At 62.2% G+C, this 12,093-nt stretch carries 9 protein-coding genes and 1 pseudogene; all 10 read left to right on the forward strand.

The features are described from left to right. Nucleotides 1-14 precede the first annotated feature (14 nt). Nucleotides 15-1,451, forward strand: coding sequence for an ethanolamine ammonia-lyase reactivating factor EutA (locus tag ATY02_RS32705; RefSeq protein WP_068579680.1), 1,437 nt, complete (start codon nucleotides 15-17; stop codon nucleotides 1,449-1,451). A 28-nt stretch (nucleotides 1,452-1,479) separates the two neighbouring features. Next, entirely contained in the window at nucleotides 1,480-3,675 is a 2,196-nt protein-coding gene (locus ATY02_RS32710; RefSeq protein WP_068579683.1) for an ethanolamine ammonia-lyase, read from the forward strand. A 51-nt stretch (nucleotides 3,676-3,726) separates the two neighbouring features. Continuing rightward, nucleotides 3,727-5,121 carry an ethanolamine ammonia-lyase subunit EutB gene (locus ATY02_RS32715; RefSeq protein ID WP_068579687.1) on the forward strand — a complete coding sequence of 465 codons (1,395 nt, stop codon included), beginning with the start codon at nucleotides 3,727-3,729 and terminating at the stop codon, nucleotides 5,119-5,121. Between the two features lie 11 nt (nucleotides 5,122-5,132). After that, on the forward strand, nucleotides 5,133-5,957 hold the full coding sequence (gene eutC / locus ATY02_RS32720) for an ethanolamine ammonia-lyase subunit EutC (RefSeq protein ID WP_068579689.1): 825 nt from the start codon (nucleotides 5,133-5,135) through the stop codon (nucleotides 5,955-5,957). A gap of 107 nt (nucleotides 5,958-6,064) precedes the next feature. After that, nucleotides 6,065-6,523, forward strand: coding sequence for a GNAT family N-acetyltransferase (locus ATY02_RS32725; RefSeq protein ID WP_068579692.1), 459 nt, complete (start codon nucleotides 6,065-6,067; stop codon nucleotides 6,521-6,523). 360 nt (nucleotides 6,524-6,883) lie between these two features. Beyond that, nucleotides 6,884-7,540 carry a DedA family protein gene (locus tag ATY02_RS32730; RefSeq protein WP_068579694.1) on the forward strand — a complete coding sequence of 219 codons (657 nt, stop codon included), beginning with the start codon at nucleotides 6,884-6,886 and terminating at the stop codon, nucleotides 7,538-7,540. A gap of 5 nt (nucleotides 7,541-7,545) precedes the next feature. Next, complete coding sequence (locus ATY02_RS32735; RefSeq protein ID WP_068579697.1) at nucleotides 7,546-8,358, forward strand: zinc-dependent peptidase; 813 nt, start codon at nucleotides 7,546-7,548, stop codon at nucleotides 8,356-8,358. Nucleotides 8,359-8,529: 171 nt separating this feature from the next. Next, a complete protein-coding gene (ppa, locus tag ATY02_RS32740) occupies nucleotides 8,530-9,057 on the forward strand; it encodes an inorganic diphosphatase (protein WP_068579703.1) in 528 nt (175 codons plus the stop codon). A 543-nt stretch (nucleotides 9,058-9,600) separates the two neighbouring features. Continuing rightward, nucleotides 9,601-10,842 (forward strand): tyrosine-type recombinase/integrase, encoded by a 1,242-nt coding sequence (locus ATY02_RS32745; protein WP_068579674.1) that lies wholly within the window; start codon nucleotides 9,601-9,603, stop codon nucleotides 10,840-10,842. A 988-nt stretch (nucleotides 10,843-11,830) separates the two neighbouring features. Next, nucleotides 11,831-12,061, forward strand: a pseudogene (locus tag ATY02_RS36315) (integrase); the annotation flags it as partial. Nucleotides 12,062-12,093: the final 32 nt, after the last annotated feature.

Below are 12,093 nucleotides of genomic sequence, written 5' to 3' on the forward strand. Positions count from 1 at the left end.
CAAGGAACGCCTGCATGCCAGCCATCACGGGCGGCGCACCGGTATTGCTGCTGGGGCTGGACTTCGGTTCCACCACCAGCAGCGCGCTGATCGCCCAGGCCAGCCTCAGTAGCCAGTGCGTCACCGGACGCATGGCCCTCAATGAACCCCGCGTGCTGTTTCGCGGCGACCCGGTGTTCACGCCGTTCAAGGACGACATCATCGACACCGGGGCCATCGGCGACTTGATCGAAGGCTGGCTGGAACAGGCCGGAGTCCGTCCGCAGCAGCTGTTTTCCGGCGGGGTGATCATCACCGGCCTGGCCGCTCGGCGACACAATGCCCAGGCCCTGGCGCACCAGGTAGGGCAACTGCTCGGCAACGCCCTGGTGACCCGGGCCGACGACGGCGGCCTGGAATCCTGGCTGGCCTTCATGGGCAGTTGCTCGGCCCTGAGCCGTTTCCATCGCCAGCAGCCACTGCTCAACCTGGACATTGGCGGCGGTACCACCAACGCTGCCTGGGGCCTGGATGGCAATGTCCTGGCCACTGGCTGCCACTTCATCGGCGCCCGGCACCTGCAATTCGAGCCCGGTAGCTATCGGCTCAGGGAGCTCTCGGCGTTCGGCCGGGCCCTGCTCCAGCACCTGGGCATCGCCAGGGAGCTCGGCCAGGAGCTGATGCCCCTGGAGCGGGACGCTGTGCTCGCCTGGTACATCGAGGCGTTGCTGGCGATCGCCGAGGGCGACCGGGCGTTCTTCGCCACTGCGCTGGGCCGGCTGGTCGAGCAATTGCCGTTGCTCTTGCCCCAAGGCCATGCAAGCGCCGCGCTGACCTTTTCCGGCGGCGTCGGCGAGCTGCTCTATCGCCACCTGCAAGGCGAAACGCTGCCCGGCACCACCTTCTATGGCGATTTGGGCATCGACCTGGCCCTGGCCATCGCTCGCCAGCCCCGGCTGGTGGGGGATGCCAACCGACTGCTGCCGGAAAACCGCGGGCGAGCCACGGTCTATGGCCTGACCCTGCACAACACCGAGATTTCCGGCAGCACCCTGTTTTTGCCACGACCGCAGGCGCTGCCGCTCAAGGACCTGCCTATCGTCGCGCGCCTGCCCATCGATGCCAGCGAGCGCCAACTGGGCGACGCCCTGGGCCTGGCCCTGGGCAGCCGCGACGGGGCCTGCCTGCAATTGCTCGATGGCGGCCAGGTTCCCCGGTTGGAGCAGGTCCGCCAACTGGGCACGCGCCTGGCCCAGGCCCTGCAAGCGGCGGCGCCGCAGCCGCAGTGGCCTCTGGTGCTGCTGCTGGAAAGCAACATCGGCAAGGTCCTGGGCAACTACGCCACGGACTGGGGGCGCAGTGCTTGCAACCTGATCGTCATCGACGAGGTACGCGAGCGCTCGGCGCACTTCATCAACCTGGGAAAACCCCATCAGCACATCGTGCCCGTCGCCTTCTACGGCGTGCACTGAGGCGATGCGAACCAAGGAGAGTCCTGCCATGCCACTCACCGAACTCCAGCACATCCGCCTGCCCGAGGTGCCCGCCGAGCGCAGCTACGGCACCCGGGTCCTGGATCGCGAGATCCACTTCGCCAACCTCAAGGCGGTGCTCGGCGCCGCCGACATCAGCAAGGCCGGGGACCGCGTGGCTGGCCTGGCGGCGGCCGACGAAATCACTCGCGAAGCGGCCCGCAAGGTGCTCTCGGAGCTGACCCTGGGCCACTACTTCGAGCACCCTCTCACCGACCGCCATGGCCGTATCGACAGCGTCATGCAGGTCAACTACGACATCGACCACCAGGTGTTCGCCGAGATATCCGGGTTGACCCTGGGCGCCCTCAAGGACCGCCTGCTGCGCAGCCACGGCACGCAGATCCGTCGCATCGGCACGGGCCTGACCGGGGTGATGGTCGCCGCCCTGGCCAAGCTCCTGGACGTGCACGAGCTGATCCTGCTGTCCAAGAAGCTCAAGAGCGGTGCGGCCGCCAAGGCCCGGACCCTGGTGGGCCTGCCTGGCACCCTGTCGTCACGCTTGCAGCCCAACCACCCCACCGACAACCTCAGCGGCATCACCCTGCTGGTGTACACCGGGCTGAGCATGGGCTCGGGCGATGCGCTGATCGGCCTCAACCCGGCCATCGACACCGTGGACAACATCAGCGCCACCCTGCGCCACCTGGACAAGCTGCGCCGGGAAACCGGGGCCCCCACGCAGATCTGCGTGCTGTCGCACATCAAAACCCAACTGGCCTGCCTGGACCAGGGCGCGCCGGTGGAAATCATGTTCCAGAGCCTGGCGGGCACCGAGCGCACCCTGACCGACGAGTTCGACGTCACCGTGCAACTGCTCGACCAGGCCTGGCAGGCTATGGCCGAGCGGGGCCCGCTCAGGGACGTGGCGGAAAACTTCATGTACTTCGAGACCGGCCAGGGCAGCGAGCTGACCTACGGCAAGCACGAAGGCATCGACATGACCACCTGCGAGGCGCTGTGCTACGGCCTGGCCCGGCGCTATCGGCCGTACATGGTCAACAACGTCACCGGGTTCATCGGCCCGGAAACCCACCTCGACAACTTCGAGATGACCTACGCCTGCCTGCAGGACCAGTTCATGGGCAAGCTGCTGGGCCTGCCCATGGGCATGGCGCCCTGCTACACCCTGCACTCCCAGGTGACCCTGGAAGGCCAGCAGATGGCCACCGAGCTGCTGACCGCGGCCGGCGCCAACTTCTTCATGGACGTGTACCTGAGCACCGACCGCATGCTCGCCTACTTCGATACCAGCGCCCACGACAACCAGACCCTGCGCGAAGTCCACGACCTGGCCCCAGCGCCGGAGTACCTGCGCTGGGCCCTGGCCAAGGGGATCTTCCAGGAGGATGCCCATGGCAACGTCGAGCGTGGGCCGAACTGGGGCAACCCGCGGATCTTCTGCGAGTCGGACATCGACTTCCAGCGCCTGCTGGAGTCCACCCCGGCCACCTACGGCTTCGATAACGCCGGGCCGCGCCCGGCCAACACTGTCTCGCGCATCGTTCGGGCCAACCTGGCGGTAGCCCGGGAGGCGATCTACGTCGACCTGCGACCGGCCGAGATCGGCGAGATTCCCCTGCGCGAGCTGCGCACCGCCGCCCCGGACAAGCTGGCCCATCTGCAGGACCCGGAACTGGGGGCACGCCTGACCGAAGAGGTACTGCGCCAACTGCAACCGGAATACAACGACGTGCAGATCGTGATTTCCGATGGCCTCAGTGCCGAGGCCATCCATCACAACATTCCCGAGCTGCTCCCGGTGCTGATGGACGGCCTGCGCAGCCGCCAGCTGCGTATCGGCCAACCGATCCTCGCGCCCTACGGCCGGGTCAAGCTGGCGGAGTCGGTGGGTGAGGCGCTGCAACCGCAGCTGATCATCGTGTTGATCGGCGAACGCCCCGGTGGCGATGCCCTGGCCTCGCGCAGCATGTCCGCCTACCTGGGCTACCGCCTGCCGGACGACCAGGCCCGGCGCGCCGCCGCTCAGTTCAGCGGCAACCCGGATATCGGCTACGAATACACCGTGATCTCGAACATCTACAGCGGTGGCCTGCCTCCGCTGGAAGGCGGCAGCCTGGTGGCGGAAAAGGCCTTTGCCATCCTCCAGCACCGGGCTGCCGGCAACCGTCTGGAAAACCTGCTGAAGAAGGTGGCATCCTGATGATCCGCCAGCACTCGGCAACGCCCCTACATCGTTGAAACGGAGACTGAGATGGCCCAATTTTCCCACAGCGTAGGTACTCAGACCTATCGCTTCGACAGCCTCAAGGAAGTCATGGCCAAGGCCAGCCCGGCCCGCTCCGGGGACTTCCTGGCCGGAGTCGCCGCCCTCAACGACGGCGAGCGGGTGGCCGCGCAGATGACCCTGGCGGACATCCCCCTCAAGCACTTCCTCGAAGAGGTGCTGATCCCCTACGAATCCGACGAAGTTACCCGGTTGATCATCGACAGCCACGACAAGGCGGCCTTCGCCCCGGTCAGCCACCTGACCGTCGGTGGTTTTCGCGACTGGCTGCTCAGTGACGCTGCCGACGAGCAGAGCCTGCGCGACCTGGCCCCGGGCCTGACCCCGGAAATGGCCGCCGCGGTATCGAAGATCATGCGCCTGCAAGACCTGGTGCTGGTGGCGCAGAAGATCCGCGTGGTGACCAAGTTCCGCGGCACCCTGGGCCTGCGTGGGCGCCTGTCCACCCGCCTGCAGCCCAACCACCCCACCGACGAGCCGGCCGGTATCGCCGCGAGCATTCTCGACGGCCTGCTGTACGGCAACGGTGACGCCATGATCGGCATCAACCCGGCCACCGACAGCATTGCCTCGATCTGCGCCATGCTGGAAATGCTCGATGCCATCATCCAGCGCTACGAGATCCCCACCCAGGCCTGCGTGCTGACCCACGTCACCACCTCCATCGAGGCGATCAACCGTGGCGTGCCCCTGGACCTGGTGTTCCAGTCGATCGCCGGCACCGAAGCGGCCAACGCCAGCTTCGGCATCAACCTCAACATCCTCAAGGAAGGCTACGAAGCGGGGCTGAGCCTGAACCGCGGCACCCTGGGGCAGAACCTGATGTACTTCGAGACCGGCCAGGGCAGCGCGCTGTCGGCCAACGCCCACTTCGGCGTCGACCAGCAGACCTGCGAGACCCGCGCCTACGCCGTGGCGCGGCACTTCAAGCCGTTCCTGGTGAACACCGTGGTCGGCTTCATCGGGCCGGAGTACCTGTACAACGGCAAGCAGATCATCCGCGCCGGCCTGGAGGATCATTTCTGCGGCAAGCTGCTGGGCGTGCCCATGGGTTGCGACATCTGCTACACCAACCACGCCGAGGCCGACCAGGACGACATGGACAACCTGCTGACCCTGCTGGGGGTGGCCGGGATCAACTTCATCATGGGCATCCCGGGGTCCGACGACATCATGCTCAACTACCAGACCACGTCCTTCCACGACGCCCTCTACGCCCGCCAGACCCTGGGCCTGAAGCCCGCGCCCGAATTCGAGCAATGGCTGGCGCGGACCGGGATCTTCACCCAGGCCGACGGCAAGGTGCATTTCGGCAACAACCTGCCTCCGGCCTTCCGCCAGGCACTGGCCCAGTTGGGATAAGGAACAGGCTCATGCAAAAACACCCGAGCGACTCACAAAACCCCTGGCTGGAACTGCGCCGCCTGACCCCGGCGCGTATCGCCCTGGGCCGCACCGGCACCAGCCTGCCCACTGGCGCCCAGCTGGATTTCCAGTTCGCCCATGCCCAGGCCCGGGATGCCGTGCACCTGCCGTTCGACCATGCCGGACTCAGCGCCCAGCTGGCCGAGCGGGGCCGCGACAGCCTGCTGCTGCACAGCGCCGCCACCGACCGCCACAGCTACCTGCAACGCCCTGACCTGGGGCGCCGGCTCAGCGACGAGTCGGCCCAGGCCCTGCGTGAGTACGCCCAGGCCCACCCCGGCGGGGTCGACCTGGCGGTCGTGGTGGCCGATGGCTTGTCGGCGCTGGCCGTGCATCGCCACACCCTGCCGTTCCTGGCGCGCATGGAAGAACAGACCGCCGCCGAAGGCTGGTCGCTGTCGCCAGTGGTCCTGGTGGAACAGGGCCGGGTGGCGGTGGCCGACGAAATCGGCCAGCTGCTGGGCGCCAAGATGACGGTCATCCTGATCGGCGAACGCCCGGGGCTCAGCTCTCCCGACAGTCTGGGGCTATATTTCACCTACCAGCCGAAGGTCGGGCTCACCGATGCCTACCGCAACTGCATCTCCAACGTACGCCTGGAGGGCCTGAGCTACGGCATGGCCGCCCATCGGCTGCTGTACCTGATGCGCGAAGCCTGCCGCCGGCAATTGTCGGGGGTGAACCTCAAGGACGAGGCGCAGGTCCAGACCCTGGACAGCGACTCGCCCGCGGACATGAAGGGCAACTTCCTCCTGGGCCCGCCCCAAGTGTGATTTTGCAAGACGATTGCGCTTTTTAACCGCTTTGGGCAGCATCGCAACGCGGCTGCCCCGAGTCATCCAACTTGTGCCGTCACATCCACTTGAAGTTGAGAGCCATCATGCGGATTACTCAAGCAACCCTCGAGCACCTGGATCTGTTGACCCCGCTATTCGTCAAGTACCGCGAGTTCTATGGCGCCCTGCCTTACCCGGACTCTTCCCGGGCGTTCCTGGAAAAGCGCCTGCGGCGCAAGGAGTCGGTGATCTACCTGGCCCTGGCCGATGATGACAACAGCAAGTTGCTGGGTTTCTGCCAGCTCTATCCGAGCTTTTCGTCCCTGTCCCTCAAGCGGGTCTGGATTCTCAACGACATCTACGTCGCCGAGGACGCCCGGCGCCAGCTGGTGGCCGACAACCTGATGCGCACTGCGAAGAAGATGGCCAAGGAAACCAATGCCGTGCGCATGCGGGTTTCCACCAGCAGCGACAACGAAGTGGCGCGCAAGACCTATGAATCCATGGGATTTCGCGAGGATACCGAGTTCAAGAACTACATCCTGCCTATCAGCGAAGACTGAAAGCGCCCCCGGGCCTAATGCCAATCAGTCAAGCGAGGTGATCCTCTGTAGGAGCAACCGGTCGATGCTCGTTAACGGTAGCGCGTATCGACTGGATAAACGCAGCGCTCTGAAGTCCCTCGCGCCTACCCTGTCCTTAACTGATCGGCATTAGTCCCCGATCCCAGACTGCGGAGTCTGTCAGCGTGCCGACAGGTTGCGGATCGACATGTGCCGCTACAATCTGAACACGCATTTCACCTCCCAGCCTTTATAATGCCGACCTTTTCCGCTTCCCAGAAAAGTCGCACACCCTTTAAGTCCTTTTCTCAAAGCTATCGCACAGGCCTGCCGAGCCAGGCCACCACTACAGGTGCCTCAATGGATTTCAACCCGATCGACCTAATCCTTCATCTCGACGTCTATCTCGACATGTTGGTGACCAACTACGGGCCCTGGATCTACGCCATCTTGTTCATGGTGATTTTTTGCGAGACAGGACTGGTGGTCACTCCCTTCCTGCCAGGGGATTCACTGCTGTTCATCGCCGGTGCGGTAGCGGCCGGTGGCGGCATGGACCCGGTATTGCTGGGCGGGCTGCTGATGCTTGCGGCGATCCTGGGCGACAGCACCAACTATGTGATCGGACGAACGGCTGGGGAGCGTTTGTTCAGCAACCCCAATTCGAAGATTTTCCGTCGCGACTACCTGCAGAAAACCCACGATTTCTATGAAAAACACGGTGGCAAGACCGTAACCCTGGCGCGCTTCCTGCCCATCATCCGGACTTTTGCGCCCTTCGTTGCCGGCGTCGCCAGAATGCCTTATGCACGTTTCTTCGCCTTCAGCGTGGCCGGCACCATCCTCTGGGTCGGCGGCCTGGTGACCCTGGGTTATTTCTTCGGCAACGTACCGTTCATCAAGAAAAACCTGTCGCTGCTGGTGGTAGCCATCATCCTCCTGTCCCTGGTACCGATGATCATCGGTGTGTTGCGCAGCCGTTTCGGCCGTAACGCGGAAAAAGCCGAGACCCGCTGACCAGCATGTGGTCCTTGAGCGCCTGGCGCCGCAAGCGCCGCCTGGCCAAACATCCGGTCAGCGACCAGACCTGGCAGCAGGTCCGCCAGCAATTGCCCTTCCTCGACGGCATCAGTGCCGCCGAGGACCAGTGGTTGCGCGAAGCCAGCGTGCTGTTCCTGGACGACAAGCACCTGACAGCCCTGCCGGGAGTCGAGCTGCACCAGGAACAGCGCCTGCTGCTGGCCGCCCAGGCCCAACTGCCGTTGCTGCACCTGGGCGACCTGAACTGGTACCAGGGTTTCCACGAAATCATCCTCTACCCCGACGATTTCCTCAGCCCCCAGCGCCATCGCGATGCCAGCGGTATCGAGCACGAATGGGACGGCGAACACAGCGGTGAAGCCTGGCAACAGGGGCCGGTCATCCTGGCGTGGCCCGGGGTCCTGGCCAGCGGTGGCTGGGAGGCCTACAACCTGGTCATCCACGAACTGGCCCACAAGCTGGACATGCTCAATGGCGATGCCAACGGCCTGCCGCCGCTGCACAGCGACATGCGGGTCAGCGACTGGGCCCAGGTCATGCAAAGTGCCTACGACGACCTCAATCGCCAGCTCGATCATGATCCGGACGCCGAAACCGCCATCGATCCCTATGCTGCGGAAAACCCGGCGGAGTTCTTCGCCGTGACCAGCGAATACTTCTTCAGCGCCCCGGACCTGCTGGTGGCGGCTTATCCGAAAGTCTACGAGCAACTGCAGCTGTTCTATCGGCAAAATCCGCTGGCCAGGCTGCAGCAACTTCAGGCGCATGATCCGGTCTATCAAGCGCAACACTAATGTCTTGCCGGGCCATTACGTTGTTCATCTGAAGACGTGCCAGCAAGACACTGCAACCGGGGACCTACGACCCCTGGTACGTGGCATCGGTAGCGGAGTGTGTCTATAATCGCCGCCACTTTTTGGTCAATCCGGCCAAGTCATTTGGTCAACTAACGGGGGCAATGCCCAATGAGCTACAGCAAGATTCCGGCGGGCAAAGACCTGCCGAACGACATCTACGTCGCGATCGAAATCCCGGCCAACCACGCGCCGATCAAGTACGAAATCGACAAAGACAGCGACTGCCTGTTCGTTGACCGTTTCATGGCCACCCCGATGTTCTACCCGGCCAACTACGGCTTCATCCCCAACACCCTGGCTGACGACGGCGATCCCCTGGATGTGCTGGTCGTGACCCCATACCCAGTGGCTCCAGGCTCGGTGATCCGTGCTCGTCCGGTCGGCATCCTGAACATGACCGACGACGGCGGCGGCGACGCCAAAGTGATCGCGGTTCCTCACGACAAGCTGTCCCAGCTGTACGTGGACGTGAAGGAATACACCGACCTGCCACCGCTGCTGCTGGAGCAGATCAAGCACTTCTTCGAGAACTACAAGGACCTCGAAAAAGGCAAGTGGGTGAAGATCGACGGTTGGGGCAACGCTGATGCGGCCCGTGCCGAGATCCTGAAGTCGGTTGCTGCCTACAAAGGCTAAGAGGCCGTTACAAGCTTCGAGCGACAAGCTTCAAGAAAAGCCCCGAGTGATCGGGGCTTTTTTATATCTGCCGGCACCCGCACGGGTCGCTTGTCGGTGAAGAGGCCCACCCGGCCATGCATCCTGCAACAGCCTCCTGGGCACTATTTTCGCCCTCAAGGCCTCTGGATCGCGCTTCGCACTGGGAATTCCCGGCGAACATGCGTATGCTGCGCCCCATCTTTGCGCATCGGCCCTCCAGCGGCCAGATCGCCCGGCAAAGCGGATGATTTTCCCGCCTAGCCCCACAGCCAGCCGCAAGAGCTGGGTGTACGTTTTGCAGGCTGGTGCGGTTTACCAAAAATAAGCCAAGCCAGTCCCCGAGAAGCCGGCCACAAGCCGGCTTTTTAATGTCTTTTTGAAAGCCACACTCATCTACCAAAAACCGCTATAGCCTTGCTAAATCAAGGGTTTCAGCCTATTTTTATTCCTGTGACTTCCGTTTTGATCCGAGATGTTCCACGCGCAAGTGGGGGAACAAGTGGGGGAACAGAGGGCGAAAAAATGGGCAAACTGACCGCCAATAAAGTCAGAAATCTGGTTGAGGCTGGGACGTACGAAGACGGTGATGGGCTTCGTCTTTTAGTGAAACCCTCAGGACGAAAAACCTGGGTACTCCGCTTTCAATTGAACGGCAAACGTAGGGAGATGGGTCTGGGAAGTTACCCTCAGCTCGACCTGAAAAAAGCCCGCGCAGCCGCCTATGAAAATAAAGTCCAGATCCTCCACGGCACTGATCCACTAGCGAAACGACAAGCTGAACAAGCCGCTCAGCGGGAGGCAGAGCGCCGAGAACTGGCACATCTGATTACCTTCGAGAAATTGGCCACGGACTATCGAGATGCCCACGGCTCGAGCTGGTCGGAGAAATGGCGCAAGGGCTGGCTGAGGAAACTCGAGCTCTATGCATTCCCTACGGTAGGGAAGCTTTCAGCTGCCCAGATCGAGACCAAGCATCTGATCAAAGCCTTGCAGCCAATATGGTCAACTAAAACGCGGACGGCTGACGAAGTACGTGGGCAGATCGAACAGATCCTGGATGCCGCCAGAGCCCGTGGCCTCAGGACCGGAGAGAATCCGGCACGCTGGCGCGGCCATCTCGAAAACCTGCTCAACCGGCATGAGAAGAAGAAAGCTCGCAAACGCCAACATCATCCTGCATTGAAATGGCAGGACCTGCCGAAGCTCATGGAAGCCTTACGCAAGGATACCAGCCACGTTTCTGTCGCAGCTCAGTTACTGATCCTAACCGGGGCTCGCTCGCATATGGTCCGATTCGCACGCTGGGATGAATTTGACTTGGAGTTGGGTCGATGGTCTCTGCCTGATGAGCGCATGAAAACACGACAAGCGTTCGCGATTCCCCTGGCCCCGGAGGTACTTTCACTTCTGAAGGGCCTTCCGAAAATCAATATTAGAAGTCCCTACGTTTTCCCCGGCCACGGCCGAAGCGGCGTGATGCACGCTAATGGCATTCGCAATCTGCTACATGCGCTGGGTTATGAGCACATCACTCGTCACGGCTTCCGCTCAACCTTCCGGGACTGGGCAGGTGAAAGCACGCCTTTCACAAGAGATATCTGCGAGCTCGCACTGGCCCATGACGAGCGCGGGGAAACGGAAAGCGCATATTCTCGATCAGACTTTTTTGATAAGCGACGAGAGCTGATGCACGCGTGGGCCATCTACGCTACATCTACACCTGAACACACGGATGAGAGCCAACGCGAAACATCGGGGGAATGATGAGGCGGCGACCGCTGAATGCGTCGGACCTTGGGGCGCAAAGGCGACAATCCCGCAACTGCGGCGAAACCAATATCGGTGTAGGACCACGAGGTCTCTGGTTACCGACTTTAAAAGCCGGGTCCCTTTAAGCAGGGATGCGTAGCCTCCCTGCTTAAAGGGACCTCACTTAAAAAATCTAAAGCCCACGCAACTATCTGTGGAAAACCACAGATCTCCACAGGTGGATAATTTCATCAACAGCCGCAGAATTCCCGAAAAATCGAGCCTTGACCCAAATTATCCACCGGCGTAGAAAAGATCGGGCAAAGCGCTGTCATTGACAGCAACCCAGGTAGCCCGAACCTTTAAGGCTACGCCACACCGTGGTGGTTCTCCCAAAGTGCGATTAGCGTCCGGCGGCTCGCACGGTCACAGCAATGTGATGGATGCCTACTTTTACCAGAGTTCCCACTGCGGCAACTCATCCCCGTCATAGCTGCGCTGCAGCAACTCATCCGCTTGGCCATTTCATTGCGCCAACCAGCGCCCGTCTCTTTCTCCTGGAAAGAGACGGGCGCTCCTACCGCTGCTGCAGCCCATGCAATACAAGGCTTTGCGGCATTTCCCCTCGTGACAATCGGCGTGACAAACACCGAAGTCACCAGCAACAGCGATGCAGATGATGGTGCCGCAGCCTACGGAATGGACTGCACCTGACTGACAGTCAGGCATGCCCCGGTCATCACATCACTGCCTTCACCCGACTCAGGATCCCGCGGTGCCGGTCTCGTCAGCCAGCGCAGCCTCCACCCGCCCACTTCCTCGGAAGTGCTCAGGAGGCCAGATCATGAGATGCCCAAGCTCCCGGTCGTAAAGAGCCGCCAGTCCCGCGTTAGTGGACAACCCTCACAGGTCGCAGGGGCCTTGATCCCTGATAACACTCAACATTCTTGGCGGGATGACGTGGGGAAAGTCTCAAAGGTTTGGCTTCGAGAGGAGTTTTATCATGGCACTGGTAGGTAGACGGGACGGGCGGAATTTTGGCTATGGTCGGCAACTGAGCTACGCCGGGTCGCAAGCGCTGAAAGATCTGTTTGGCGGTGGACATTACGGCACGGTCAAAGCGCACAGTGATCGATGGCAGGCGTTTGTTCGGTGGTGTCGGTCAGAGGATGGGCCAGGGTTTAACGATGCGCGGCAAATAGATCGGCAGACCTTGTTGGACTATGCCGGACACCCTGCGATACCAGGCAGCTTGCTCAGGGATCC

This window comes from Pseudomonas sp. BIOMIG1BAC (genome assembly GCF_001705995.2).
Classification (GTDB): Bacteria; Pseudomonadota; Gammaproteobacteria; order Pseudomonadales; family Pseudomonadaceae; genus Aquipseudomonas; species Aquipseudomonas sessilinigenes.